The 26639-nt window shown below is 73.2% G+C and carries 25 protein-coding genes; 10 read left to right on the top strand and 15 right to left on the bottom strand.

The annotated features are described in order from the left end of the window. Positions 1-129 precede the first annotated feature (129 nt). Together ACIBKY_RS30890 and ACIBKY_RS30885 are read left to right on the top strand one after the other, a co-directional pair. The gene (locus ACIBKY_RS30890; protein ID WP_397101990.1) at positions 130-1215 is read left to right on the top strand and encodes a DUF6745 domain-containing protein; all 1086 of its coding nucleotides are present in this window, start codon (positions 130-132) and stop codon (positions 1213-1215) included. Between the two features lie 11 nt (positions 1216-1226). Then, positions 1227-1676 (top strand): hypothetical protein, encoded by a 450-nt coding sequence (locus tag ACIBKY_RS30885; protein WP_397101988.1) that lies wholly within the window; start codon positions 1227-1229, stop codon positions 1674-1676. A gap of 36 nt (positions 1677-1712) precedes the next feature. Here the strand turns inward: ACIBKY_RS30885 and ACIBKY_RS30880 are convergent, their stop codons facing one another. The 5 genes from ACIBKY_RS30880 to ACIBKY_RS30860 form a co-directional block, all read right to left on the bottom strand. Next, positions 1713-2741, bottom strand: coding sequence for a FecCD family ABC transporter permease (locus ACIBKY_RS30880; RefSeq protein WP_397101986.1), 1029 nt, complete (start codon positions 2739-2741; stop codon positions 1713-1715). Beyond that, positions 2741-3814 carry a FecCD family ABC transporter permease gene (locus tag ACIBKY_RS30875; protein ID WP_397101984.1) on the bottom strand — a complete coding sequence of 358 codons (1074 nt, stop codon included), beginning with the start codon at positions 3812-3814 and terminating at the stop codon, positions 2741-2743. Before ACIBKY_RS30875 ends, ACIBKY_RS30880 begins: the two co-directional genes overlap by 1 nt. Then, positions 3811-4836 (bottom strand): iron-siderophore ABC transporter substrate-binding protein, encoded by a 1026-nt coding sequence (locus ACIBKY_RS30870; RefSeq protein ID WP_397101982.1) that lies wholly within the window; start codon positions 4834-4836, stop codon positions 3811-3813. The genes ACIBKY_RS30875 and ACIBKY_RS30870 overlap by 4 nt, the downstream gene beginning before the upstream one ends. Next, entirely contained in the window at positions 4833-5798 is a 966-nt protein-coding gene (locus ACIBKY_RS30865) for a siderophore-interacting protein (RefSeq protein ID WP_397101980.1), read from the bottom strand. Before ACIBKY_RS30865 ends, ACIBKY_RS30870 begins: the two co-directional genes overlap by 4 nt. 61 nt (positions 5799-5859) lie before the next feature. Then, positions 5860-6288 (bottom strand): Lrp/AsnC family transcriptional regulator, encoded by a 429-nt coding sequence (locus ACIBKY_RS30860; protein WP_397102168.1) that lies wholly within the window; start codon positions 6286-6288, stop codon positions 5860-5862. A 123-nt stretch (positions 6289-6411) separates the two neighbouring features. Between ACIBKY_RS30860 and ACIBKY_RS30855 the strand changes: the two genes are divergently transcribed. Both ACIBKY_RS30855 and ACIBKY_RS30850 read left to right on the top strand, forming a co-directional pair. Next, positions 6412-7236: a tryptophan 2,3-dioxygenase gene (locus ACIBKY_RS30855; protein ID WP_397101978.1), complete on the top strand. Its 825-nt coding sequence runs from the start codon at positions 6412-6414 to the stop codon at positions 7234-7236. Between the two features lie 11 nt (positions 7237-7247). Further along, complete coding sequence (locus tag ACIBKY_RS30850) at positions 7248-8579, top strand: FAD-dependent oxidoreductase (protein WP_397101976.1); 1332 nt, start codon at positions 7248-7250, stop codon at positions 8577-8579. Here ACIBKY_RS30850 and ACIBKY_RS30845 read toward each other — a convergent pair. Beyond that, complete coding sequence (locus tag ACIBKY_RS30845; RefSeq protein WP_397101974.1) at positions 8555-9835, bottom strand: UDP-glucose dehydrogenase family protein; 1281 nt, start codon at positions 9833-9835, stop codon at positions 8555-8557. The two genes, ACIBKY_RS30850 and ACIBKY_RS30845, sit on opposite strands and share 25 nt — an antisense overlap. A 131-nt stretch (positions 9836-9966) precedes the next feature. On the opposite strand from ACIBKY_RS30845, the gene ACIBKY_RS30840 reads away from it, so the two are divergent. From ACIBKY_RS30840 to ACIBKY_RS30830, 3 genes are all read left to right on the top strand, one after another. Beyond that, positions 9967-11193: an alpha-L-fucosidase gene (locus ACIBKY_RS30840; protein ID WP_397101972.1), complete on the top strand. Its 1227-nt coding sequence runs from the start codon at positions 9967-9969 to the stop codon at positions 11191-11193. Beyond that, positions 11174-12658 (top strand): M81 family metallopeptidase, encoded by a 1485-nt coding sequence (locus ACIBKY_RS30835; protein ID WP_397101970.1) that lies wholly within the window; start codon positions 11174-11176, stop codon positions 12656-12658. The genes ACIBKY_RS30840 and ACIBKY_RS30835 overlap by 20 nt, the downstream gene beginning before the upstream one ends. Before the next feature lie 313 nt (positions 12659-12971). Continuing rightward, positions 12972-13574 carry a class I SAM-dependent methyltransferase gene (locus ACIBKY_RS30830; RefSeq protein ID WP_397101968.1) on the top strand — a complete coding sequence of 201 codons (603 nt, stop codon included), beginning with the start codon at positions 12972-12974 and terminating at the stop codon, positions 13572-13574. Between the two features lie 40 nt (positions 13575-13614). On the opposite strand, the gene ACIBKY_RS30825 is transcribed toward ACIBKY_RS30830, so the two are convergent. The 4 genes from ACIBKY_RS30825 to ACIBKY_RS30810 are packed head-to-tail and all read right to left on the bottom strand — an operon-like array spanning position 13615 to position 17293. Beyond that, positions 13615-14844, bottom strand: a complete 1230-nt coding sequence (locus tag ACIBKY_RS30825) for a flavin-dependent oxidoreductase (protein ID WP_397101966.1) — start codon at positions 14842-14844, stop codon at positions 13615-13617. Positions 14845-14847: 3 nt separating this feature from the next. Continuing rightward, positions 14848-15588, bottom strand: coding sequence for an ABC transporter permease (locus tag ACIBKY_RS30820; protein WP_397101964.1), 741 nt, complete (start codon positions 15586-15588; stop codon positions 14848-14850). A 20-nt stretch (positions 15589-15608) separates the two neighbouring features. After that, entirely contained in the window at positions 15609-16352 is a 744-nt protein-coding gene (locus tag ACIBKY_RS30815; RefSeq protein ID WP_397101962.1) for an ABC transporter permease, read from the bottom strand. Next, entirely contained in the window at positions 16349-17293 is a 945-nt protein-coding gene (locus ACIBKY_RS30810) for an ABC transporter substrate-binding protein (RefSeq protein ID WP_397101960.1), read from the bottom strand. The genes ACIBKY_RS30815 and ACIBKY_RS30810 overlap by 4 nt, the downstream gene beginning before the upstream one ends. A 146-nt stretch (positions 17294-17439) precedes the next feature. On the opposite strand from ACIBKY_RS30810, the gene ACIBKY_RS30805 reads away from it, so the two are divergent. After that, positions 17440-19062 (top strand): tetratricopeptide repeat protein, encoded by a 1623-nt coding sequence (locus ACIBKY_RS30805; protein WP_397101958.1) that lies wholly within the window; start codon positions 17440-17442, stop codon positions 19060-19062. Here ACIBKY_RS30805 and ACIBKY_RS30800 read toward each other — a convergent pair. From ACIBKY_RS30800 to ACIBKY_RS30790, 3 genes are read right to left on the bottom strand one after another with little or no spacing between them, the layout of a single operon-like run. Then, positions 19051-20097, bottom strand: a complete 1047-nt coding sequence (locus tag ACIBKY_RS30800; RefSeq protein WP_397101956.1) for a LysR family transcriptional regulator — start codon at positions 20095-20097, stop codon at positions 19051-19053. The two genes, ACIBKY_RS30805 and ACIBKY_RS30800, sit on opposite strands and share 12 nt — an antisense overlap. Positions 20098-20114: 17 nt before the next feature. Beyond that, positions 20115-20774 (bottom strand): response regulator, encoded by a 660-nt coding sequence (locus ACIBKY_RS30795; protein WP_397101954.1) that lies wholly within the window; start codon positions 20772-20774, stop codon positions 20115-20117. Next, positions 20771-22792: a sensor histidine kinase gene (locus ACIBKY_RS30790; RefSeq protein WP_397101952.1), complete on the bottom strand. Its 2022-nt coding sequence runs from the start codon at positions 22790-22792 to the stop codon at positions 20771-20773. Before ACIBKY_RS30790 ends, ACIBKY_RS30795 begins: the two co-directional genes overlap by 4 nt. A gap of 155 nt (positions 22793-22947) precedes the next feature. Here ACIBKY_RS30790 and ACIBKY_RS30785 point away from each other — a divergent pair, with 155 nt between their 5' ends. After that, on the top strand, positions 22948-23514 hold the full coding sequence (locus tag ACIBKY_RS30785) for a hypothetical protein (RefSeq protein ID WP_397101950.1): 567 nt from the start codon (positions 22948-22950) through the stop codon (positions 23512-23514). A gap of 77 nt (positions 23515-23591) precedes the next feature. Here the strand turns inward: ACIBKY_RS30785 and ACIBKY_RS30780 are convergent, their stop codons facing one another. Then, positions 23592-24194: an AAA family ATPase gene (locus ACIBKY_RS30780; protein WP_397101948.1), complete on the bottom strand. Its 603-nt coding sequence runs from the start codon at positions 24192-24194 to the stop codon at positions 23592-23594. Between the two features lie 37 nt (positions 24195-24231). Further along, entirely contained in the window at positions 24232-24771 is a 540-nt protein-coding gene (locus ACIBKY_RS30775) for a winged helix-turn-helix domain-containing protein (RefSeq protein ID WP_397101946.1), read from the bottom strand. 112 nt (positions 24772-24883) lie between these two features. Between ACIBKY_RS30775 and ACIBKY_RS30770 the strand changes: the two genes are divergently transcribed. Next, on the top strand, positions 24884-26482 hold the full coding sequence (locus tag ACIBKY_RS30770; protein WP_397101944.1) for an MFS transporter: 1599 nt from the start codon (positions 24884-24886) through the stop codon (positions 26480-26482). Positions 26483-26639 lie beyond the last annotated feature (157 nt).

The raw sequence follows: 26639 nt of genomic DNA, 5'->3' as shown, positions 1-26639 counted from the left end.
TCGTGGCCGGCCCGCGCTGGGCCACGCCGATGGTGATCCCGCACTGACCGGCACTTGCGGAGGGCACGCCCTGCCTGCCATCCTGGCTCACATGATCGTCGTCAGAAAGGGCGTGCGCGCCCTCGCTCCGTGAGTGAGCAGCGGCGGCCGGTGGCCGCCGACATCCACGATGAATGGCTGGGCTGGGCGCTGTCCACGCAGCCCGCCGACCGGCCCGCCGCGCAGGCGGCCATCGCCTCCCTGTACGAACGGCTCGGCCGTCCCGCGCCCGCGTTCGTCTGGGCCGGCTCCCCCGCCGCCGCGCTGAACCACGTGCCACGCGGCATCCCCGTCCAGGCCTTCGGCCGGCTGAACACGGCCGCCGAACTGTCCGTCGCGCAACGCCTCGCGACCCTCGTCTCCACCCTGCGCCACGGCCTTGACCAGCACGTCGGCCACGTCTGGGACCCCGGCTGGCCGTCGCGCGGCCCCGACCCGCTCGACGCCGTCGTGCGCGACCCCCTGCGCGAGACCGTCCGCGACGGCGTGTGCACGCCCATCCGCCTCGCGCTCCCCCTCGCCGACCGCCTCACCTGGTACGGCCAGCACGACGCCTGCTGGATCGCCCACTACGACGCCTGGCGGCGCGTGGGCGGCCTCCGCTACGGCGCCCTGACCGCCCAGCTCGAACCGTGGGCGGAGCTGGCCCGTTCCTGCGGCTGGTGGTGGCCGCTCGAGGACCGGTGCGTGATCGCCGAGCGCCCGCTGTCGGTCCGTCTGCGCGAGGGCCGCCTGCACGGAGACGACGGCCCGGCCGTCACCTTCCCCGACGGCTGGTCCGTGTACGCGCTCAACGGCTTCGTCGTCCCCGAGTGGGTCATCGCGGGACCCACGCCCGGCAAGATCGCCGCCGAGCCGAACGTGGAGGTCCGGCGGCTGGCCATCGAACGCCTCGGGTGGGGCCGCTACATCGAGGAGGCCGGGCTGCGCCTGGTCGCCTCGGCCCCCGACCCCGGCAATCCCGGCTTCGACCTGGAGCTGTACGACCTGCCGCCGACGGCGCTCGGCCGCCGCCCGAGGGTCCTGCTGGCCGTCAACGGCTCGGAGGAACGCGACGGGCGTCGGCGCCGCTACGGCCTCGGCGTCCCGCAGTTCATCGACGACCCCGTGGCGGCGGCCGCCTGGACCTACGGCCTTTCCGCTCATCACTACACCCAGCTGGCCCGGCGCACATGAAGGGAGAACCCGTGAACCTCGACACCCTGTCCCGCCGTACCGGCCTGACCGTCCTGGACCATCTGGAGCGGCAGGTCGCCATCCCGGTGCTCGACGGCCTTCAGGCCCAGGGCGACCTGCTGATCGTTCCGATGCCCATGGTGGCCGTGGCCATCACGTTCCCGCCGCCGGCTCGCTGGTCGAAGGTGTTCGGAAGGGGCCTGGAGGTCCTGCGCGGAGCCGCGGGCGGCAATCCGCACACGCTCGTGGCCGATGACGGCGCCTGCGTGTGGACCTGGGACGTCCGCGACACCATGGACCTGGCGCTGGGCGTCTTCCGCTGCGTCCGGCCGGTCTACCTCCTGCATCCCGAGCACGGGGCGAGCGGCTTCGCCCCGGGCACGTACGTGGTGCGCCGCCAGCGCGAGCTCGACCACCGCGGCTGGCGGCGCGGCGGCCGCGGCCGCCTGGTCGCCGACTGACGGCGGGGGCCCGCTCAGGCGTGGCGGGCCCTTACCTCAGGCGCGGCGGGCCCTGGCCAGGAGCCACAGGAGCAGCGGAGCGCCCAGGACGCCGGTGACCACGCCCACCGGCAGTTCCAGGTCCGGAATGACGCGCCTGGCCACCAGGTCGGCCGCGAGCACCAGGAAGGCCCCGGTGAGCGCGGAGGCCAGCGGGGGCGGCCAGGCCGTACCGGCGAGGCGGCGGGCGATCTGCGGGGCGGCGAGCGCGACGAACGCGACGGGACCGGCGGCGGCGGTGCCGAAGGCGACCAGCCCCACGCCCGTCGCCAGCAGCGCGAGCCGGGCCCGCTGCACGGGCGTGCCCAGCACGACCGCGACGTCCTCGCCCAGTTGCAGCGCCCGCGACGAGCGGCCGAGCAGGAAGGTGAGCGGCGCGAGCACGGCGAGGGCCAGGGCGAGCGGCGTCACCTGATCCCACGTGCGGCCGTTGAGGTTGCCGAACAGCCAGCCGAGCGCGGCCTGCGACTGCAGAACCTCGGTGATCACCATGAGGTACTCGGTGGCGCTGGTGAACATCCACGACAGCCCGATGCCGACCAGCACGACCCGGTAGCCGGTGACGCCGCGCCGCCACGCGAGCAGGTAGGTGAGCAGCGCGGCGGCCACGGCGCCGGCGAAGGCGAGCACCTGGACGCCGGGACCGGCGTCCAGGCCGAACACCATCCCGGCCACGACGGCGACACCCGCGCCCTGGGTGACGCCGATCATGTCGGGGCTGGCCAGCGGGTTGCGGGTCATGGTCTGGAACAGCGCTCCGGACAGCCCGAACGCGGCCCCGGCCATCAGCCCGACCAGCGCCCTGGGCAGGCGCAGTTGCCAGACCACGAACAACTGGCCCTGCTCGCCCTGCCCGAACAGCGCGCCGACCACCTCGCCGAGCCCGAGCGGGATGTCGCCGAGCCCGACCCCGAGGCAGAACGCCAGGAACGCGAGCACGGCCAGGCCGAGGCAGACGGCGACGAGCCGGATCCGCACCTGCCAGGAGACGGGCGGGGCGGGCAGGCGGACGGTGAGGTTGGTCATCAGAGCTCCGCGAGACGGGCGCGGCGGGCCAGGATCACGAAGATCGGGCCGCCGATGAACGCGACGATGATGCCGGCCTGCACCTCGATCGGCGGGACGATCATCCGTCCGGTGACGTCGGCGGCCAGCAGCAGGCAGGGGCCGAGCGCCGCCGACAGCGGCAGCAGCAGCCGGTGGTCGCTCTCGCCACCGGCCCAGCGGGCGACGAGCCTGGCCAGGTGCGGGATGACCAGGCCGACGAAGACGACGGGGCCGATGGCCGCGACCGCGGCGCCGGTCAGCAGCGTCACGGCGGCGGCGCCCTGGAGCCTGACCAGGCCCACCCGGCGGCCCAGCGCCACGGCGACGTCGTCGCCGAGCGCGAGGCTGTTGAGCGCGGGTGCCGAGGCCAGCGCCAGCACCATGCCCACCGCGACGAACGGCAGCAGCTGCGGCATGAGCTGCGCGCCCTGCCCGGCCAGCGATCCGGCCGACCAGAATCGGTAGCGGTTCAGCGACTCCGGGTCGGCCAGCACGATGGCGCTGGTCAGCGAGCTCAGCATGACGGTGACGGCGACTCCGGCCAGAGCCAGCTTCACCGGGGTGAGGCCGTCGCGGCCGAGGCCGCCCAGCACGTAGACGGCGACGCTGACCGCGAGCGCGCCGGCGAAGGCGAACCAGACGTAGCCGTAGAGCGAGCCGATGCCGAACGCGGCGATGGCCACGACGACCGCGAACGCGGCTCCCGCGCTGACGCCGAGGATGCCGGGGTCGGCGAGCGGGTTGCGGGTCAGCGCCTGCATGAGCGCGCCGGACAAGCCGAGCGCCGCCCCCGCCATGAGGCCGAGCAGGGTGCGCGGCACGCGTACCGACCAGATGACGTCGTGGACCGCCTTGGTGACCTCGCCGCCGGTCAGCGCCTGGGCGACCTGGTCGAGCGGGATCGCCCGCGCGCCGACCGACAGCGACAGCGCGCACAGCACCACGAGCCCGGCGATCGGCACCCCGAGCAGGATGGCGCCGCGGCCCAGGCGCGCCGCGGGCTGAAGCCCCGCGCGTTCGCGCGCGCCGGGCTTCAGCGCGGCCGATCTCACGAGGAGGGTTCTGGCTTGGTCTCCGGCTTGCCGTCGACGGCCGCCGACAGCATGGGAACCAGCCGGTCCAGCAGGAACGGCAGGCTGAGCACCGTGATGAAGGAGGCGGAGTCGGCGAAGTCGGTGCCGTCCACGACGAACACCTCGCGGGCCTGCTTGGCCACCTTGAGGTTGTTGTAGACGACGTCGCCGCGCAGCGTGGCCACGTCCTTGCCGGCGTTGGTGACGCTCCAGATCAGCACGTCCCGGTCGAGCAGGTCGAGGCGCTCGCGGCTGATGTTGGCGCCGAACTTGTCGCCGATCACCTTGTCCAGGTCCGGCGGGAGCCGGAAGCCGAGCGAGGCCAGCAGCCGGCTGCGCGGGTCCTGGCTGCCGAAGACGAAGTACCCCTCGTACATGCTGACCATCAGCGCGCCGGCGCCGACGAAGGCCGGGTTGTCCTTCTTGACCTGCTCGAAGCGCGCCTCGACGCCCTTGACCATCGTTTCGGCCTCGGCGGGCTTGCCGACGATCGAACCGATCGTCCTGGTGAGCTCCTGCCACGGGATGCCGTAGTCGATGTACTGCTTCGGCTGGGCGACGGTCGGGGCGATCTGCGACAGCGTCGCGTACTGCTCCTTGGTCAGCCCGGAGTACAGGCCGATGATCAGGTCGGGGCGCAGCGCCGCGATCTTCTCGGCCTGCGGTCCGGTGCCGGTCTCCTTCAGCACCTGGGGTACGGCCGCGCCGCCCAGCTTGTCCTTGGCCCAGGGGCCGACGGCGCCGGGGTGCTCGCCGAACCACTCGGTGGTGCCCACGGGGACCACACCCAGGGCGAGCAGGGCGTCCTGCTCGACGAGGCCGACGGTGACCACCCGCCGGGGCGGGGCCTTGACGGTGGTGCTGCCGAACTTGTGCTCGATGGTGACCGGGGTGAACCCCTTCGCGGCGGGGGCGCTCGCGGCCGGGGCGGCGGTCAGGTTGTCCGGGGCGCAGGCGACCGTGCCCAGGAGGACGGCGACCGCCAGGATGATGCGCTTCACGCGTTGTTCTCCGCCCTGCCCATGCGCCAGTAGCCCATGAAGGCCACGGCGCGCTTGTCCATGCCGCGCTCGGCGACCAGGTGGCGCCGCAGGGCCCTGATCATCGCCGCCTCTCCGGCCAGCCAGGCGTAGACAGGACCCTCCGCCTGCTCGTCCGGCACCTCCCAGAGCTCGTCGACATCGACATCGATGTCGACGAAGTCGCTGTCCTCGACGTCGCTGTCCTCGACGTCGCTGTCCTCGACGTCGCTGTCCTCGACGTCGCTGTCCTCGAAGGAGCCGGCGGGCTTGTGGCCGGGAAGCAGGCGCCCGGCGGCGGCCTCCACGGCCGGGATGAGCTTCTCGCCGTGGTCGCCGCCCTCGCGGGCCAGCCACGTGACGGTGACCTCGCTCGGGGAGTCGATCGGCAGGAAGTCGCCGGCGTGCGGCACCTCGATGAGCGCCTCGCCGCGGGTGCCGGCCGGAAGGCGTTCCAGGGTGGCGCAGATCGCCGGGGCGGCGGTCTCGTCGCCGGCCATCAGGATGGCGCCGGTGCCCTCCGGCGGGTGGAACTCCAGGCCGCCGTGCGGCTCGCCGTAGCGGGCGTCGGGGCCGAACAGACCGATTTCGTCACCGGGCCGGACGGCGCCGGCCCAGCGGGCGGCGGGGCCGCCGTCGCCGTGCAGCACCACGTCCACGTCCACCTCGCGCAGGTCCGGGCGCACGTTGCGGACGGTGTAGGTGCGCATCGGGTTGCAGCGGTCCTGGGGCAGGGCCCGCCAGCGCTGGAACCAGTCGGGGCCGGTCGGGAATTGCGTCAGGCCGTGGCCGGGCAGGGGGAAGATGAGCTTGATCCGCTGGTCGTACCCGTTGTCGGCGAAGAGGTCGAGGTCCTCCCCCGTGAAGGTCACGCGCAGGAACGACGGGCTGAGCAACTCCAGCCCCCGCACCTGCACATCGAACAAGCGAAAGGGTTCAACCACGACAAACTCCACTGATCACACGGGGGATTTAGGTTAGGCTAACCTACCGCACCCCTCGCCGCTAGCTCGGTGGCAGGGTGGCCCGCCAGGGGACCGGGGTGGACAGGACCATCGAGCTGCTCGGCGTGCCGTACCCGGCCAGGCGGTCGATCAGCTCCTCGAAGTCGGTCATCGTCGCGACCGCGACCCGCAGCACGCAGCAGGCCCCGCCCGTGACCCGATGCACTTCGAAGATGTCGGGAGAGTCCAGCGCGTCCGGGTGCCGCAACACGCATCCCGGCCCATAACAGGACATCGTGACCAGCGCCACCACGCCGCGTCCCGCCGCCCGGGGGTCCACGTGCGCCCGGTAGCCGCCGATCACCCCGGCCTCCTCCAGCTTCCGCACCCGCTCGGCCACCGCGGGCGGCGACAGGTGCACCCGCCGCGACAGCTCGCTGAAGGACAGCCGCGCGTCGGCCTGCAGCTCACGCAGCAGCAGCCAGTCCATCTCGTCCACTTTCACCACCGAAACCCAGAAGCCAAAATCAGGCACCATCCGTCTGGTGGAACACCCTAAAGGCCGTTGAATCGTCATTCCTCGCGCGGGGCCCGCGCGGGCATCATGAGCCCCATGGATGTCACCCCGATCAGCGCACTCCAACGGCAGGAGCGAGCCCAGGCCAACGGCGGCACGCCCACGCTCGAGTTCGACCGGCAGGCGCCCTACGACCGCTACGTCCGCGCGAGCACGCTGCACGCCCTGCAGACCCCGCTCAGCGATGACCCCGGCGAGATGTCCTTCCTCATGGTCAGCCAGGTCATGGAGCTGTACTTCGGCCTGATCCGCTACGAGCTGCGCCACGCCCGGGACCTCCTGGCCGGTGACGACGTCTGGGCGTCGCTGGCGCCACTGCGCCGGTCCGCGCTGCACCTGGAGGCGCTCAACGCCTCCTGGCAGGGGCTGCGCTGGATGACGCCGGCCGAGTTCAACCGCTTCCGCGACCTGCTCGGCGAGGGCTCCGGCTTCCAGTCGGCCATGTACCGGCACCTGGAGTTCACGCTCGGCCTGAAGTCCGAGCAGCTCATGCGCCCCTTCCGCGGCCAGCCCAAGGTCCACGCCGAGCTGCGCGAGAGCTTCGAGGCGCCCTCGCTGTGGGACGAGACGCTGGAACTGCTGCGCCGCCGCGGCCTGGCCGACGAGCCCGAGCAGGTCGTGCAGGCGTGGGTGACCATCTACGCCGACACCGGCCCCGGCAACCACCTGCGCCTGCTCGGCGAGGCGCTCACCGAGGTCGCCCAGCGCTTCGGCGACTGGCGCTACCACCACCTGCAGTCGGTGAAGCGGGCCATGGGCGCCAAGGCCGGCAGCGGCGGCTCGGCCGGGCTCGTCTGGCTGGAGCGCAGCATGGCGCGGACCGTCTTCCCCGAGCTGTGGACCGCCCGCACCTTCATGTGAGGAGTTTTCCCGTGGCAGGTTCCCCAGAGGTCGCGATCGTCGGCGCCGGTCTTGCCGGCTGCCTGCTCGCCTGTTACCTGGCCAGGCGCGGGCACCGGGTCACGCTGTACGAGCGGCGGCCCGACCCGCGCGCGGAGGGCGCGGAGCGCGGCCGCTCGATCAACCTCGCGCTGTCGGAGCGCGGGCTTTCTGCGCTGCGCGGCATCGGCCTGGAAGAGGAGGTCATGGCCGAGGCGCTGCCCATGCGCGGCCGGCTGATCCACCCGGTGCGGGGCGAGCTGGACCTTCAGCTCTACAGCTCCGACGGGCTGCGCTCGATCAACTCGATCAGCCGGGCGCGGCTCAACGCGGCCCTGCTGGACGCCGCCGAACGGCATGCCGAGGTCCGCTTCGAGCACCGGCTCACCGAGCTGGACCCGGCCACCGGGACCATGCGCTTCGAAGGCGGGCGGGAGGAGAAGGCGGCCGTGGTGCTCGGCGCGGACGGAGCCGGCTCCGCCGTACGGGCGCGGCTGGCCGCTCACGCGGGGCTGCGCGAGCACACCGACTTCCTTGGCCACGGCTACAAGGAGCTGACGATCCCGGCGCGCGACGGCGAGTTCGCCATGGACCCGGGCGCGCTGCATATCTGGCCGCGCGGCACCGCCATGATGATCGCGCTGCCGAACCCGGACCACTCGTTCACGTGCACGCTGTTCTGGCCGAACGAGGACTTCGACGCGCTCTCCTCACCGGAGGCGGTCGCGCGGCACTTCGGCGAGGTGTATCCGGACGCGGTCCCGCTCATTCCCGATCTGGTGGACGACTTCGCGGCCAACCCCGTCGGGCGGCTGGGCACGGTGCGGGCCGTACCGTGGCAGGCGGGCGGGCGCGTGGGGCTCATCGGCGACGCGGCGCACGCGATCGTGCCCTTCTACGGTCAGGGCGCGAACTGCGCGTTCGAGGACGTCGTGGTGCTCGACCGCTGCCTGGACGAGACCGGTGACGACTGGAGCCGCGCGCTGCCGAGGTTCGAGCGGCGGCGGCGGGCCGACACCGAGGCGATCGCCGAGATGGCGCTGGCGAACTTCGTCGAGATGCGCGACAAGGTCGCCTCTCCCGTCTACCGGCTGGCCAGGCGGGCCGAGCACGCCCTGCAGGAGGCGCTGCCCGGACGCTACGTCTCGCGCTACGAGCTGATCTCCTTCTCCACCGTCCCGTACGCGCGGGTGCGCCGCCGGGTCCGCCGCCAGCAGCAGGTGCTCGGCACACTCGCCGCCCTGGGCGCGCTGGGCGCGGCCGCGCTGGCGTTCGGGGCGGCGCGCCGCTCCAGGGGTTCTCAGGGGCGGCCGACGCTCATGTAGGTGAAGCCGAGGGCGCGCATGGTGGCCGGGTCGAGGTGGTTGCGGCCGTCGAACAGCACCGGCCTGCGCATGGTGTCGCGGACGTCGGCCCAGGGCACGTCGCGCAGCTCGGGCCAGGCGGTGGCGAGGATCGCGGCGTCCGCGCCGGCCAGCGCCTCCTGCGGGCTGCCATGCCGTACGGCTGACGCCCAGGGCTCGGGCTGCCCGTCGGGGGCCAGCGGATCCCAGCACGTCACCTTGGCGCCCTCGGCCAGCAGCCGCGCGGCCAGCACGGTGCTCGGCGCCTCGCGCATGTCGTCGGTGCCCGGCTTGAACGTCATGCCGAGCACCGCGATCCTGGTGCCGCCGAGGCCGCCGAGCGCGTCCTTCAGCTTCTGGATGGCCCGCCGCTTCTGCAGGTTGTTCACCTCGATGGCGGCGTTCAGCAGCTGGGTGTGGTGGCCGGTGTTGCTGGCCAGTTGCTTCAGCGCCTCGGAGTCCTTGGGGAAGCAGCTGCCGCCCCAGCCGATGCCGGCGCGCAGGAAGTGCGGGCCGATCCGGTGGTCCAGCCCGACCGCCTTGGAGACCTGCTCCACGTCCGCGCCGGTCAGCTCGCACAGCACCGCGATCTCGTTCATGAAGCTGATCCTGGTCATGAGCATCGCGTTGCTGGCCAGCTTGACCATCTCGGCCGAGGCCACGTCCATCACCTCGACCGGCCCGTCCACGCCTTCGTGCAGTTCGGTGACGAGCCGGATCACGTTCTCGTCGGCGGCTCCGACGACGACCCGGTCCGGGCGCATGAAGTCGGCCACCGCCTGGCCTTCCGCGGTGAACTCGGGGTTGGAGGCGTAGCCGACGTGGGCCAGGCCGCTCTCGTCGAGCACCGCCCGTACCCTGGCACCGGTGCCGACCGGGACCGTGCTCTTCACCACGACGGCCTTCAGGTGCTCTGCGCCCTTCAGCGTCTCGACCACCGACCAGACGCGCGACAGGTCGGCGTCGCCGGCCGCGGTCGGCGGGGTGTCCACGCAGACGTACACGATCTCGGTGCCGGCGAGGGCTTCCTCGGCGCTCAGCGTGAAGGTGAGGCGTCCGGCGTTGCCCGCGATCAGCTCGCCGAGGCCGGGCTCGTGGATCGGCACCCGCCCGGCGTTCAGGAGGCGGATGCGCTCGTCCTGGATGTCGCGGACCGCGACGGTGTGGCCGAGCTCGGCCAGGCACGCGGCGGTCACCAGGCCGATGTAACCGGCCCCGAAAACTGCGATCTTTCGCATCTCTTCCTCACCTCTTCACCCGCAAGAGTGCCCGAACAGGACCAGGCTCAGGAAATCGGGGTGAGGGGTGCTTCTATAGTGGCCCCACAGACATCCGATGAAAGCATCCAAAGAAAGCGATATTTCCGGTCATGGCGATACAGTCGTGGTTCCCCCAGGCCAAGCTGGGGATCTTCGTCCACTGGGGCATCTACGCCGTCGACGGCGTGGCCGAATCGTGGTCGTTCTTCGACGGGCGGGTCGGTTACGACGACTACATGAAGCAGGTGGACGGGTTCACCGCAGACCGCTTCGACGCCGCGCAGTGGTCGGATCTGTTCGCCGAGGCGGGTGCCCGCTACGCGGTGCTGACCGCCAAGCACCATGACGGTTTCGCGCTCTGGCCGACGGCGTGGTCGGAGCTGCGTACCGAACGCGATTTCGCCGGTGAGTACGTGAGCGCGATGCGCGAGCGCGGGCTGCGCGCCGGGCTGTACTTCTCGCACCTGGACTGGTCGCACCCCGACTACGCCAGTGTGGGCAGCGGCGGCAACCGCTTCTCCCACCCGGAGCCGGGGAAGGAGGATCCGGCCGCGTGGGAGCGGTTCCTGGCCTTCCACCGGGGGCAGTTGCGGGAGCTTCAGGAACGCTACGCGCCCGACCTGCTGTGGTTCGACGGCGACTGGGAGCGCGACGCCGCGACCTGGCGGATGAGCGAGCTGCGCGAGGAACTGCTCGGCCGGCAGCCGGAGGTCGTGATCAACGGGCGGATGCAGGGCGAGGGCGACTACGCCACGCCCGAGCAGGGCGTGCCGATCGAGCCGCCGGCCGGTCCATGGGAGCTGTGCCTGACGATCAACGACTCCTGGGGCTACCAGGGGCACGACACCAACCACAAGTCGGTGCGCCAGCTCGTGCGGATCTTCGCCGAGACCATCGGCGGCGGCGGCAACCTGCTGCTCGACGTGGGACCGCGCGCGGACGGGACGATCACCCCCGAGCAGGCCTCGCGGCTGCGGGAGCTGGGCGCCTGGATCCGGCCGAGGGCCGAGGCGGTCTACCCGACCGGACGCGGGCTGCCGCCCGGCCACTTCAACGGGGCCAGCACGGTCTCGGCCGACCGGCGGACGCTGTACCTGTTCGTGTTCGACCGGCCCAACGAGTTCGTGGTGCTGCGCGGGGTGCGCAACAAGGTCACCTCGGTACGCGTGCTGGGCGGCGCCGGGGAACTGCGGCACGAGCGGTTCGGCGGGCTGCACGAGGTGCCCGGATGGGAGTACGTCTACCTGGCCGACTCCGACCTCGATCCGCTGTGCACGGTGCTGGAGGTCCGGCTGGACGGGGAACTGGAGGTCTACCGTGACCACACCCGTGACTAGGCGCGTGGCGATCTGCGGCATCGGGACGGAGTCGAGCACGTTCAGCGCGCACCGCACGGGCTACCGTGACTTCACCCTTTGGCACGATTTTTCGTGTTATCCGTTTCTTTGTCAGGACTCTGGGTGGTGGCCTGAGGAGGTGGCGGGGGTCCGGGTGGAGTTCGTCCCGATCCTGGTGGCCCGTGCGCTGCCGGGCGGTCAGGTCACCCGGGAGGCCTACGAACGGCTGGAGTCCGAGCTGCTCGCCGGGTTGCGGGCGGCGGGGCCGTTCGACGGCGTCTATCTGGACCTGCACGGGGCGATGCACGTCGAGGGCCGCGACGACGCCGAGGCCGCGCTCGCCGCGGCGGTCAGGGACGTCGTCGGCCCCGCCGCGCCGATCGCCGCCTCCATGGACCTGCACGGCCAGGTGTCGCGCCGCTTCGCCGAACTCGTCGACCTGCCCACCGCCTACCGCACCGCCCCGCACGTGGACGTCGAGGAGACGCGCGAGCGCGCCTGCCGCCTGCTCGTCCGCGCGCTGGCCGAGGACCTGGACGTGGTCCGCGCCTGGGTACGGCTGCCGCTGCTGCTGCCCGGCGAACGCACCAGCACCCGCCTGGACCCGGCCGCCGCGATCTACGCCCGCCTGCCGGAGATCGGGCGACGCCCCGGCGTCCTGGACGCCTCGATCTGGATCGGCTACGCCTGGGCCGACGCCCCGCGCTCCAGCGTCAACATCCTGACCACCGGCACCTCCGCCGAGGCGGTCACCGCCGCCGCCACCGAACTGGCCGGCGCCCTGTGGCGGTCCCGCGACGACTTCGCCTTCGCCATGCCCGCCCTGCCGCCCCGCGCCGCCATCGAACAGGCGTTGTCCTCACCGCTACGCCCGTACTTCATCAGCGACTCCGGCGACAACCCGACGGCCGGGGGCTCGGGCGACGCGGCGTTCTTCCTGTCCGACCTCCTGTCCACCCCCGCGCTGACCGGCGGCGGGAAGAGCGCGATCTGGGCGTCCTGCGTGGACCCCGACGCGGTGGCCGCGTGCGTGGCGGCGGGCGTCGGCGGCGAGGTGTCCGTACGGGTGGGCGGCGTCTACTCCGGCGACCCACCGGTGCTCCTGAAGGGCACCGTCCACGCCGTACGGCCCGCCGACCCCGTGGGCGGCGACCTGGCCGTGGTCCGGGCCGGAGGCGTACACGCGGTGCTGACGACGCGGCGCAAGCCGTACCACCTCGTGAAGGACCTCACCGACCTGGACCTCGACCCGGGGCGGCACGACCTGACCGCCATCAAGATCGGCTACCTGGAGCCCGACCTGCACCGCGCCGCCGCCGCCTCGATCCTCGCCCTCACGCCGGGCGGCGTCAGCCAGGACCTGCCGGCTCTCCCCTACACCCGCCTCACCCGCCCCATCCACCCCCTGGACCCCGCCATGCCCGCCCCCAGCCTCACCCCCGTCCTGCTGAGACGCCCCCGCTGACACCCCTCCGCTCACCCGCGAGGGCCCGGCCCGCGGGACACCGGGCGCCTGAATGCGGCGAGGAACCCCAAGGCCCCTCGCACACCCGTGAGGGCGTGACCCCTTTGTGGGTGGGGGCGTCGAGAGGTGGCTCACCCGTGAGGGCGTGGCCCGCTGCGGGTGGGGGCGTCAAGGGGGCGTCAGGATTGGGGGGTTGCGCATGGGGATTTCATGGCGGGCGCGCCCTGGTTGAGAGGTGTGGGCCGATAGTGGGGGCATGACGGCTATCACCTCTGATCGGCCTCCCGACAGCAGAACCGCCATCGGTCGCGGCATGGAGCAGTTTCACCACCCTCGCCCCGTCTGCACCGGTCGCGGCACCGCGTTCCGGCCGACGCCCCAGCGTGAACGACTGGTGTCCGGGCTCACCGGGCGGGTGGTCGAGTTCGGCGCCGGTGACGGGGTCAAGCTCACCTGCTATCCCCCGGAGGTCCGGGAGATCGTCCTCGTTGAGCCCGATCCGTTCCTGCGGGCCGCGGCGGAGCGGGTGGCGGAGGAGGTGCCCGCCCTGGTCAGCATCGTCGGCGGCGGCCCCGCCCGGGTGCCGCTCGACAGCGGCTCCTGCGACGCCGTGGTCTGCTCGCTCACCCTGTGCTGCCACGCCCGCCCCGAACGTACGCTCGCCGAGGCCCGCCGGATCCTGCGCCCCGGTGGCCGGCTGCGCTTCTACGAGCATGTCCGCTCGGCCAACCCCGTCCTGGCCCTCACCGAGGCGCTGGTCGGCCCGCTCTGGTCACGCGCCAGCGGCGGCTGCCGTCCCGGCCGCGACCCGGTCGCCGCGATCCAGGCGGCGGGCTTCGTGCTCGAACACCTCGACCGCTTCACCTTCCAGCACGTCAGCCACGTCCTCGGCGACGCCGTCAGCCCGCCGTCCTGACTCCCGTGCCTCCCGGCGTCCGTGGCCGGCTTCCGATGGGTCACGGCCGGGGTGTGCGTGCCGGTGCGACCGTCCATGACCTGGCGGCGTTGAGTTCCGCGACCTCCATGTCGGTGACGCGGGTGTGGAAGCCGTGCAGCCGCGCCCGCTCCTCCGCGCTCAGAACCTCGTCGATGTGCCCGAAGCCGCCGGGAGCGCGCCGGGCGATCTCGTCAAGGATCTCCTCGACCGCCATCCTGCGGTGGTTCTCGACCAGGCGGTTGACCTTGGCGCGGCGCTCGCTCTCGTAGGCGGCGAGGCTCGCGGTGGTGGCCAGGTGGTAGGCGAGGACACGGGCGTCGATGACGGTCTGCGAGCCACCGTTCGAGCCGATCGGGTACATCGGGTGCGCCGCGTCGCCCAGCAGGGTGACCCGGCCGCGCGTCCACCAGGGCAGCGGGTCGCGGTCCACCATGGGGAACTCCCACACCCGCGGCGAGCGGGCGATGAGTCCCGCCACGTCGAGCCACGGGAAGCGGCGCTCGCCGAAGTGCTCCAGGACGTCCTCGTGGCGGCCGGTGACGTTCCAGCCGGCTCGGGCCGCCGGTCCCGGCGTGCCGGTCCTGAGCTCGGCGACCCAGTTGACCAGCCCGTCGCCGATCGGATAGCAGACGAACTTCCCGACCTCGTTCGCCCCCGACACGATCATGGTCCGCCCGTCCAGGTACGGCTCCGCCTCAGCCGTCCCCCGCCACATGCGCACCCCGTTCCAGAGCGGCGCCCCCTCCCCCGGATGCAGCCGCGCCCGGACCGCCGAGTGCAGCCCGTCGCACCCGACCAGCACGTCGCCGTCGAGCACCCGGCCGTCGTCCAGGTGGAGCCGGACCCGGTCGCGGTCCTGTTCGAAGCGCTCTGCCCTGCCGGTGAGCAGCGCGGAGGGGCCGAGCCTGGCACGTACGGCGTCGAGCAGGAGCATCTGCAGATGCCCGCGGTGGATGGAGTACTGCGGCCAGCGGTACCCGGCCGCCCGCCCCCGCGGCACGTCCATGATCATGTTGCCGTGGCGGTCGACGTAGCTCATGTGGGCGGTGGCCACCGAGCGTGCCTCCAGGTCGCCGGCCAGGCCCAGCTCGGACAGTTCCTTGACGGCGTGCGGCTGCAGGTTGATGCCGGCCCCGATCGGCCGCAGGTCGGCGACCTGCTCGACGAGCACGGCGTCCAGGCCCGCGGCGTGCAGGCTCAGCGCGGTCGTCAGGCCGCCGATTCCGGCTCCGGCGATCAGCACGTGCATGGGTCATCCTCCCGTGTGGTGGTGCCAGGCGAGCAGCCGTCGCTCGGCCGCGAGGAACACCGCGTTCAGCGTGTATCCCACGGCGCCGAGAACGGCGACGGCCGCCCACATCCGGGGCGGGTCGAGCGACTGCTGGGCGAAGATCAGGCGGTGGCCGATCCCGCCGGTCGTCCCGACCAGCTCGGCCAGGACCATGAGGACCAGCGCGGCGGGCAGGCTGATCCGCAACCCCGCCGCGATGTACGGCGCCGCCGACGGCACGACCACGAACCGCAGCCGCTGCCCCCGGCTGAGCCGGTAGACCGCGGCCACCTGGAGGTGCGCCGGGTCGGCCGCCCTGACGCCGTCCATCGTGCTGATCAGCACCGGCCAGACGACCCCGCAGGCGATCGTGGCGATCTGCATCGGCGCGCCGAACTGGAACAGCGCCACGAACAGGGGCACCAGAGCGGGCGGCGGGATCGAGCGCAGCAGGTGCACCACCGGCTCGGCCACGGCGGCGGCGGTACGCGAGCGGCCCACCAGCGTCCCCGCGGCGACCCCGGCCAGCCCCGCGATCGCCCAGCCGCTCAGCAGGTGCCCGAGGCTGGGCACGAAGTCCTCCAGCGCCTCGTCGGTCAGGAACAGCCGGGCGGGCGGCCCGGAGAACCACAGCTCCCACGCCGCCCCGACGATCTCCGACGGCGGCGGATAGTACGCCTGCCCCGCCACCCTGGCAGCGGCCTCCCAAAGCGCGGCCGCCACGATCGCCGCCCACCACCGCCTCACCGGGCCGCCGGCCCGAACCGCCGCAGCGCCGTACGCTCGGCCAGGACCAGCAGGCGGCTCAGCGCCAGCCCGAGCGCCCCGGTCCAGACGGCGGCCGCGAGCATCGCCGCCCGGTTGCCCGGCCCACCGGCCAGATCCCGCAGGAACGTCCCGACCCCCGCCGACCCGCCCGCCAGCAGTTCGGTCCCCACGGTGACGATCAGGGCGACCGCGACCGCGTGCCGCACCCCCGTCACCACGTACGGCACCGCGCTCGGCAGATGCAGCCTGGCCACGATCGAGGGAAAGGCGAACCCGAAGGCCCGCAACGTGTCGACGGCGACCGGATCGGCGGAGCGCGCCCCGTAGAGCGCGTTGAACAGGATGGGCCAGGCGCAGGCGTAGGCGGCGAGCCCGGCTCTGAGCGGCAGGCCGGGGCCGAGGATGAGGATGGCCGGTGGGATGAGCGCCAGGGACGGCACCGGCCGGGCGAACTCGATCACCACGCGGGCGTGCCGCTCCAGCGCGGGCAGGCAGCCGAGCGCGAGCCCCGCCGGTACGGCCAGCGCCAGGGCGATCAGGACGCCGAGGAGCGCGGTGCCCGCCGTACCGGCGAGGTGGGTCAGGAAACCCGGATCGGACCCGAGGTCCATCCCCGCGCGCAGCACGTCGGACGCGCCCGGCACGCCCGCCGCGGCGGCCGCCTGGAGGGCGAGGCCGAGCAGCAGGAAGCCGGCCGCGCCGAGCAGCACGCGCCTCACCGCGCGGGCGTGATCAGATCGGCCGCCTTGACCGGCTGCCTGCCGCCGAAGTAGCCGAGCCTGGCCATCGCGTCGGAGACGCCCTGGAGGGTCGCGGCGTCGGCGGCCTGCGGGTAGGTGCCGATCGCGAGGTCCCCGGCAGCGGGGCCGAGGCCCTTGACGTACGTGGGCAGGATCTCGCCGAGGGCCACGCGGTCGGCGGCGAGGCGGGCCCCGGCGGCCATGGCGCGCTGGAAGGCGGCGACGGTGCCGGGGTTGTCCTTCACGAACGCGGCGGTGGCGGCGTACCCGGCGACGGGGAATCCGGCGGGGATCTCCCCCACGGTCGTCATGCCCTTGCCCGCCGCCACGCCGGCGAACGGCTCGCCCAGGAAGGCGGCGTCGACCCGCTTGTTCTCCAGCGCCGGGATCATCTCGGGGAACGGCACCGCCACGAAGTCGCGCTTGTCGTCGAGCTTGACGCCCGCCCCCTCCGCGGCCCGGCGGACCAGCAGGCTCGGGACGGAGTTGAGGGCGTTGACGGCGATCTTCCTGCCGGACAGGTCGGCGAGGGAGCGGATGGGTGAGTCCTTGGCGGCGACGATCCGGTGCGTGCCCTTGCCGGTGTGGTAGCCGTCGGCCACGACCTTGAGGTCGGCCAGCCCGCCGGCCTGGGCGTTGAACCACGTTAGGTAATTGCCGAAGGAGATGTCCATGCTCTTTCCGATGAGCCGCGGGAGCGCGTCGGCGCCGCCGCCCAGGACCTCGATCTTGACATTGAGCCCTTCCTTCCGAAAAAGGCCACGTTCGTCCGCGATATACACGGGCGCCACGTCGATGATGGGCAGTACCCCGATCACCAGGTCGGCTTTTTGCTGTCCCGGCGAATGCCGGACGGTATCCGGACCGGCGCAGGCCGTCAGCGCCAAGCAGGCGACGACGGCGGTCAGACGGGCTTTCACCGTGGATTCTCCTCTGGCTAGGCGAAATGTCTGGCGGATTACTCCGAATGATCCTCCGATCATTACCGCGAAATTCGGCCATTTCGTCCATACCTCTTGGTAGAAAGCACTCTGTTCTTGATCGGAGTCGCGGGAAAGGCAAGGCATTGACGCGAAGAATCGGCAGGGTCCCCCAGCTGCCGCCGGACAGCGGTCTCAACATCGTGATTCTGACCATGGCGGCCTCCATGTCCGGCGACCGGCAGAGCGCCGAGATGCTGGCCGAGTGCGCGGAGACGCTGTTCGCCGAGGGCGACGACGCCGACGCGCTCGACTGGTTCTCGCTCATCGTGGAGGGCGGCGAGCCCGAACTGTCCCCGCACGCCGCGCTGCGCATCGGCGACGTGCTCATCGACGCGGACATGGACACCGCCCAGGCCGCCTGGCGCCACGCCGCCGACCACGGCGCCGAGCAGGTCGCGAAGACCGCGCGCGAGAACTTCGAGGTGCTCGCCCGCCACGACGTCGAGCCGCGCACCAGCCCCGCCACGGCCGAGGAGGTGATCGGCCGCGCGGCGCTGGCGCGCGGCCGGATGTGGGTCGCGGAGGGCGACCTGCGGGCGGCGGCCCACGCGTTCGGCCAGGCCACGGAGTCGCCGATCCCCGACCTGGCCGCGGAGGGCTTCGCCTACCTGGGCTCGGCGCTCACCCTGGCCGACGAGCCGGACCGGGCAGTGCCGGTGCTGGAGCGCGCGATCGCCACCGGGCACCCTCGTTACGGGCCCATGGCGGCGGTCGACCTGTCGTCCATCCTCAGCGGCCGGGGGCAGCACGACCGGGCGATCGCGGTGCTCAGGCAGGCACAGCGGGGCGAGGGCTGGGCGGCCTCCATGGCGGCGGTCAACATCGGGGTGATCCTCGCGCGCGAACTGGGCGACCTCGACGCCGGTCTCGCCGAGCTGCGCCGCGTCGCCGCCGGTCCCGACCCGATGGCGGCCGCGGGCGGCCTGTTCAACCTCGCCACCCTTCTGGAGGAGAACGGCGACGCCGCCGGCGCGCGACGCGCCTACCAGGACGCCGTGGCCCTGCGGCAGCCGATGTTCAGCGGGAAGGCCGCGGTCAACCTCGGCATCCTGGAGACCAGGGAGGGCGACCTCCGGAGTGCCGAGACCGCCTGGCGCCTGGCCATAGGGGTCGGCGGACCCGAGGACCAGGCCAAGGCCCACGACATGCTGGAACGGCTCAGCCTCCTCGACCCGGCCGGCAGCCTGTCCAGGGGCGCGAACCTGCTGGCGGAGGGCGAGCCCGAGGCGGCGCTGCGCGAGTTCGAGCTGGCCATGGACAGCGGCCATCCGCTGCACGCGCCGTGGGGCGCCGCCCATGCCGGGTTCCTGCTCTCGATCGAGTCGGGCAGGCAGGGCGCCGAGGCGGGCATCGGCCGGCTGCGCGAGGTGGGTCAGGCCGAGCTGGAGCCGAGGGCGTGGGTGCTGTTCGGCGTGCTGGCCGTACGGCACGGCGACCTCGACGCGGCCGAGGCGGCCTGGCGCACCGTCCCCCGTACGGCCCGCGACGCCTTCCCCGCCGCCGCCTGCCTGCTGTGGGTGCTGCACCGGGACCCGGCGCAGGCGGAGGGGGCGTTCGGATGGGTGCTGGAGGTGGCGGGCGACCTCGCGCGCGACGTGGTGGAGGCGGCCGGGCAGATCGGGCACGTGCGCGCCCGCCACGGCGACGAGGCCGGGGGCCGGCAGGCGTACGAGACGAGCCGCAGGCTGGCCGCGCTAGCGAACTGACGGATGCCCGGTCTCGGCGCTCTCCTCGCGCAGGGCCTCCCACAGGAGGTTCAGCGGGTGGTCCGGGGCGTAACGTTCGCGTTCGCCCTTCCTGGTGAACACCGCGGAGACCATCTCGACCTTGGGCTCGACGTCGTGCACCAGGTCCACGACGCGCAGCGATCCGCCTTCCGCGACGCGTCTGGCCAGGGTGCGGGTGACGATCATGCAGCCTCTGGCCAGGCGGGAGCGCAGCAGGGCCAGGCCGTACTGGACGTCCTCGATCTCCGCCGCGATCGTGAGGCGCTCGCGGAAGGCCGGCCCGAACCAGCGGGTCAGGAAGTCGGCGATCAGCCCGCTCCCCGGCACGACCAGCGGCAGCTTCGCGAGCGTGCTGACCGGCGCCGAGGGGCCGGGCAGGTCCTCGTGCGGCAGGTTGGTCAGCAGGACGGGGCTGCCGCGGCGCCATTCGAGCACGTCGTAGGCGTCGTGGGCGGCGGGCGCGCCGGCGGGGGTGACGATGCTGCCGCACAGCAGGTCCACCCGGCCCTCGTCCAGGCGTGGCCAGAAGTCCTTGGTGCGCACGTGCACGAGCCGGAACTCCACGCCACGCCGCGTGAACTCCGCCGCCACCCGCTCCCACGCCCGCGACAGGATCCACAGCGTGAACTCGGTCGTGCCGACGGTCAGCGTCGTGCCGATGCGCCGCCGGCCGGCGTGCACGTCGTCCATCAGCCCGGCCAGCACCTCGTGCGCCCGCTCGACCAGGCTCTCGCCGGTCGGGGTGAAGGCGAAGTCCTTGCCCCTGCCGCGCTTGCTGACCAGTACCTCGCCGCAGAGCGCCTGGTAGGTGCGGTTGAGGCTGTCGAGCTGCTTCTGCACGCTGGACTGCTCCCTGCCGAGCAGCCGTGCCGCCTGCAGCGCCGAGCCCGTCCGCCGGACCACGGCCAGCGTCCTGAGCTGGTCGAGGCTGGTGTCGAGCAGCGCGGGCGGGCAGCTCAGCAGCAGGGCCAGCGGCTCGTCGGGCGGCACCAGCTCGGGTAAGGGCGCGGGCATGCCACGAACCTACTGCCTCAGCCGCCGCGCCCCAGCCCCGCCTCGCGCGCCCGGACGATCGCCTGCGCCCGATCGGCCACCTGGAGCTTGGCGAAGACGTTGGAGACGTTGTTGCGCACGGTCTTCGGCGCCAGGTGGAGGCGCCCGGCGATCTCGCCGTTCGAGCGGCCGGCCGCGATCAGCTCCAGCACCTCACGCTCACGCGCGGTCAGGTGCGGGAACGGCGTCGCCCCCGGTACCTCTCCCCGCGCCAGCCGGGCGAAGAACCCGCTCACCCGGGCCGCCAGCGCCTGCCCGAAGATCACCTCGCCGCCCGCGACCGCCGTGATGGCCCGCAGGATCTCGCCCTGGTCGGCGCCCTTGAGCAGGTAGCCGCGGGCACCGGCGACCATCGCCGCCAGCACGGTGTCGTCGTCCTCGTGCATGCTCAGCACCAGCACGCCGGCCTCCGGCGCCCCGGCCACGATCCGCTCGGTGGCGCGGATGCCGTCCATGCCGGGCATCTGCAGGTCGAGCACGACCACGTCCGGCCGCAGCCGCAGGGCCAGCTCGACGGCCCCCTGCCCGTCGGCCGCGGTGCCGACCACCTCGGCCTGCCCGGTCGAGTCGAGCATCATGCGCAGCCCGTCCCGGTAGACGGGATGGTCGTCGGCCAGCACGACCCTCGGCACGCTCATCCGGCCCAGCCCGACGGCAGGACCGCGTGGACCCGCGTGCCGCCGCCCGCGCCGGGCGTGACCACGCACCGGCCGCCCAGCTCGCGCGCCCGCTCCCGCATGGCGGCCAGCCCCACGCCCGGCGCGATCTCGGGGCCCACGCCCCGGCCGTCGTCGACCACCTCGACCTCCAGCTCGCCCTCCGCCGTGCTCAGGCGGATCTCGCAGGTACGGGCCGCCGCGTGCCTGGCGACGTTCACCAGAGCCTCGCACACGATGCGGTAGGCGGCGACCTCCGTCGCGGCGGGCAGTTCGCCCAGGTCCGCGTCCACCCGTACGCGCACGTCCAGGCCGCCGCCGCGGAAGCGCTCGGCCTCCCGCTTCAGCGCCTCGGCCAGGCCCCAGCGGTCCAGGGCGGGCGGCAGCAGGTTGTGCACGAGCCGCCTGACGTCCTCGATGACCGTGCCCAGATCGCCCCGCACCTGACCGAGCACCTCCCCCGCCGCCCGCGGATCGCGGGCCAGCAGGTTGCGCGCGGCCTCCACCTTCAGCGCCGCGGCGGCCATGGCCGGGCCGAGGCCGTCGTGCAGGTCCCGGCGCAGCCTGCGGCGTTCCTCCGCCACTCCGGTGACCAACTGCCCGCGGCTGAGCCGCAGCTCCTCGGTGAGCGCCACCGCCCGCACCGCCGCGGCCGTCTGGCGTACCACGTCGGCCAGCAGCCGCTGGTCCGCCTCGGCCAGCCGCCCGCGCGGCACCAGCGCCAGGCGGCCGATCCGCTCGCCGCGGTAGGTGATCGGCAGCACGAGCGCGTCCGCGCGCGGCTCGCCGTACTCGGCCGTGAGCGTGCCACCGTCCTGCCCGTCGAGCTCCACCCTGACGTACGGTGAGCCGAACGCCCGCGACACCGCCCGCGCGGCCTCCGGCAGCGGCCCGCCCGGCCCGCTCGCCTCCTCCAGCCGCTCGGCCAGCGCCGACACCACCTCGTACGGCTCCGCCCTGCCGGTGAGCATCCGGTTCACCCAGCGGCGTGCCCGGTCGCGGACCGGGGCGTAGGCGACGGCGACCACCGTGGCGGCCAGCACGGCGGCCACCGGCTCGTCGATCAGCGCGCCCAGGCCCACGAAGATGGGGACGTCGACGGCCACCACCGCCACGGCCAGCCCGCCGTACAGGATGGTCCAGCCGAGCAGCGGGTCGATGTCGTAGAGCCGGTAGCGGCCGACGGCCACCAGCACGGCGCCCGCGACGGCCAGCAGCGACGCGACGAACGTCAGGTCCTGCGGGATGCCGTCCACCGCGAGGGGCAGCACGATCAGCACGCCGTTCAGCACCGCGGCCAGCGCCATCCAGCGTAGCTGGGCCCGCAGCACGCCTTCCGAGCCGCGGAAGCGGCGCACGAACGCCACCACGGGCACCGCCGTGCTCAGCGCCAGCAGCGCCGGTACCGCCGGCAGCACCCCCAGCCACACCTGGTCCGGCAGGGACGGAACCGGCAGATCCACCCCCGGCCACGGGGCGCCCGCCCGCGCGGGGTCCGCGACCAGGCGCCAGGGGACCGTGACGAAGACCGCCACCGCCAGCCCCGCCGAGGTCAGCGTCACCCAGGCCGCGGGCCGCCAGCGGCGGGTGGGCAGGCGCCCGTCAGGGAAGTACAGCAGGACCAGCGGGGCCACCAGGTTCAGCAGCGGGCCCAGGCGGGCGCCGGTGAACAGGGCGGCGGCGGTCAGCGGGAGCCGCCCGCCGTACACGTGGAGGGACAACACGGCGTACGCGGCGCCGAGCCCGTTCAGGCTCGCCACGAGCGCGCTGCCGAGCAGCAGCCAGGTCATCGTGTGCCGGGGCAGGCGGCTGGACAGCACCAGTCCGGCGCCGGCCAGGGCCAGAGCCGGGATCGTGGACGACCAGATCGACCAGTCGAGGGGCTCGGGGCGCGGGGCCGTACCGGAGAGAAGGTCCAGCCAGAGGGCGGCGAGGACGCCGGCGGCGGAGAGCCCGGCCACGGCGGTGGCGGCGGCCCTGGGCGGGGGATACCAGAACACCGTTCCAGCGTGGCACAGCCGGCCGCCCGCCACAGGGGGCCGGCGTCCCTGCAGGACCGGGACATCTGCCCCGGTCAGACCGGGACCGCGTGCCCTGGCGGCCCGGGACGGCGGCGGGAGAGCGTGGGTGCCTCATCGACCTTCAGGAGGCACCAATGATCACCCACAGCACTTCGGCCGGGACGGAGGGCGGCCGGCTCGCGGGGGCGCTGCTCTCCATCGGCGCGGCCGCGTGGGCCGCCGGCACGCTCGTGGTGGGCGAGAAGATCCAGGAGGGCGTCCAGACGCTCGACACCGTCACGGGGATGATGTTCGTGGCGGGCGTCTGGGCGTTCGTGTGGCGGGTCTGGACGGCGCGGGCCACCGGGGAGCGTCTCGGCCGGGTCGTCCCCTTCGGCCTGCTCGTGCTGTTGCCCGCCGCGTTCCTGCTCAACGTCCTGTCCTTCGGCTACGCCACCCACGACGAGTTCCCGCTCTGGTTGCAGATCCTGGACGCCGCGTGGCCGCTCAGCATGCTGGGGATGCTGGCGCTGGGGATCACGATCGCCGCCGCCGGGCGGGTCGAGGGGCCGCTGCGGTGGCTGCCCCTGCTGGCAGGGCTGTGGTTCCCGGTGACGATGGCGGCCCAGATCCTCGGCGGCCCCGCGGTGTCCACGTACGTCAGCGCCGCCTGGCTGATCGGCACCTACGGCGTCATCGGCCTGCTGATGGCCAGGCGCTGAGCGCACGGCGCGCGGGTTCGCCAGAGGCCGGGCCCACGGGCCGGGGCCGTCGACGTACCCCGGCACGGCTGAACACCCTACGAGCCGGTGTCCACCACCGTCGGAACGTCCTCGAACACCAGGGCGCGCAGGGCGTCCGCCGCCGCGCGGTCCAGCACCGTCGCGCTCGCCGCCGGCCGCGGCGAACCGGCGCGCACCTGGGCGAGCAGCCGCCGCCAGCGGCGGCTGTGCCGGTCGAACGTCGCGGCGGGCACCACCCGGCCGCGCGCGTGCTGCCCCTCCAGCGCCGTGCGCGGGTCCACGTCCAGAAGGATCAGATGGAACGGCCGGCCGCGCCGCCTGGCCAGCCACGCGAACCCGTACAGGACATGCGGCCAGGCGCCCCGGTTGTGCGCGACCACGGAGTGCCCGGCGGCCAGTTCGCGCCCGATCCGCGACACGTGCCCGACGTAGACCACGAACGTACGCACCGGCTTGGGCGCCCACGAGAGCCTGCGCCCCCACCGGTTACGCGACTGGCGCGAGTCGATCACCCGGACCGGGCCGACGGCCACCGGCTCGTGCTCGTCGCCGGTCAGGCCGTACAGGCGGGTCAGCAGGGTGCTCTTGCCGGCGCCCGGCAGCCCGGTGAAAATCACGAGCGAGCCGGGCGGATAACGGAGAGCCTCCTCGGATACCACGCGGCCTCCCGTTATGGCATGAATGTCGGCGCACACTCTACCCGGCCCCCGTGGGAAAGACGTCGAAGTGGACGATGACCCGGGCGGTGTCCGGATGGCCGGGCCCGCGTTCGTCCGACACCACGCGGTAGGGCTCGAGCACCTCCATGACGGCGTCGCGCATGGCGATGCTCTCCTCGGCCGTCAGCCTCAGTGAACGGCGCGACAGGCCGCTGGCCTCCACCCACTCCCTGGGGGTGGCGGGTTCCTCGGCGAGCCAGCGCTCCAGTTCGGCGCCGCGCTGCCGTACCAGGTCCTGGAGGAGGACGCGGATGACGCCGAGCGTCTCGCTGTCGGCGGCGTCCTCCGGCGAGCCGTAGCCGAAGCCGCCGGGAGTCACGCGCCAGTACTTCTCCTTGCCCTTGCCCAACCCCTCCGCCACCTCGATCATCCCGTGTCTGGCCAGTTCACGCAGGTGGTAGCTGGTGGAACCGGTGTTCTCGCCGACGCGGCCGGACAGCTGGGTGGCGGTGGAGGGGCCGAGCTCCTCCAGGAGTTCGAACAGCCGCAGTCGCAGGGGGTGAGCGAACGACTTCATGGCGTTCACGTCGAGGGTCCTCTTCGAAAAGCGCTTGCCAGCCATCAGTGTGCAAACCTATCTTTGCAAAGAAACACATGCACAGTTTTCTTTACACACTAGCGGAGCCGGTATGCGTTCGTTCGGATTTCTGTGGTCGTCGTCGGCGCTGTCGAACCTCGCCGACGGCGTACTCAAGGTGGGCACCCCCTTGCTGGCCGTCACCCTGACCCGCTCCCCGGCCGAGGTCGCGCTCGCCGGCGTCGCCACCACGCTGCCCTGGCTCCTGCTCGCCCTGCCGGCCGGCGCCGTGGCCGACCGCCAGGACCGGCGCCGCATCATGGTCTTCGCCAACGCCTTCCGGGCCGCCCTGCTGGTGGCCGTCGCCGCCTTCGCCTGGTCCGGCACGTTGTCGCTCTGGATCCTGCTGGCCGCCGTGCTCCTGTCCGGGATGGCCGAGGTCTTCGCCGACACCTCCGCCCAGTCGGTCCTGCCGATGACCGTCCCATCCGACCGCCTGGCCTGGGCGAACGGCCGCATCGTAGGCGCCCAGACGGTCGGCAACGACTTCATCGGCTCTCCGCTGGCCGGCGTCCTGGTCGCCGTCCTCCCACCGGCCATCCTCGGCACCCCCGGCATCCTGTACGGCGCCGCCGGCCTCTTGCTGCTGGGCATGCGAGGCACCTACCGCCCTACCCTCGCCACCACGTCCACGGAGACCACCGCACCGGCCTCCGCCTCGCCCGCCCCCGCCACTCACGACGCGGTGTCCGCCTCCGGGCCTGGCTCGCGCGCACGCGCCGCCGCCCTGTCCGACGTGCCCGCACGCACCACTCCGGACCCGGCCGTCTCCGGACCGCCCACCCACACCGCGCCCGACCCGGAGAGCGCCACTTCCTCGGATTCCAGGACAGCCGGAGGATCCAGGGCGACCGGAGAATCCGGCGCGGCCGAAGGGTCCAGGGCAGCCGAAGGTTCCGGGGCGACCGGATCCGAGGCGGCCGGATCCGAGGTGGCTTCCGGGGCGGCCGGATCGGGGGTGGCCGGATCGGGGGTGGCCGGATCGGGGGTGGCGTCCGGGGCGGGCGGTGGGGCGGGGCCGTACGGGCGGAGTCTGGTGGGTGACATCGGCGAGGGCCTGCGGTACCTGTGGGCGCACCGGTTCCTGAGGCTGCTGGCGGTCAGCAGCGGGATGCTGAACCTCGGCAACGCCGCCTTCTTCGCCGTGTTCGTGCTGTGGGTGGTCGGCCCCGGATCGCGCATGGAGCTCTCACCCGCCGCGTACGGCCTGATGATGACCGCCTTCGCCGTCGGCGCGGTGGCAGGTTCGTTCGTGAGCGACCACGTGATCCGGTGGGGCGGCGAGGGACGGATGCTGGTGGGTTCGTGGCTGGTCAGCAGCCTGCTCCTGGCGGCCCCCATCCTGGCGCCGCACCCGGCCGTACTGTTCCCCGTGGCGGTCCTGTGGGGCGCCACCAACACCTGGTCCAACGTGATCGTCATCTCGACCCGCCAGCGGATCATCCCCGAGGGCCTGCTCGGCCGCGTCAACTCCGCCTACCGGCTGATAGGTATGGGCGGCATGCCGATCGGCGCCGGGGTGGCCGGACTGATGGGCGAGACGTGGGGCCTGCTGTCGGTCTTCATCGCCTCGGTGGTCATCTGCCTGGCCGCCGTGGCCCTGATCGCCCGCGCGATCCCCGCCTTCACCCCCTCAACCCCCCGCCTCTGACTCACTCCTCCAGCGCGGCAGCACACCATCGAGCCCAGCGGCCGGCAACCCTGGAAGTAACGCCACAACGCACAGGTGGGCCCGGGTGTGGCGGGCTCGTGAGGAATCCGCGGTGGGCGTTAAGTGCGTGGGGATAGGGGTTTGGGGGGTGGGATGT

This window comes from Nonomuraea sp. NPDC050394 (genome assembly GCF_044459065.1).
GTDB lineage: Bacteria > Actinomycetota > Actinomycetes > Streptosporangiales > Streptosporangiaceae > Nonomuraea.
This window is presented reverse-complemented; position numbering and strand designations above follow the sequence as displayed.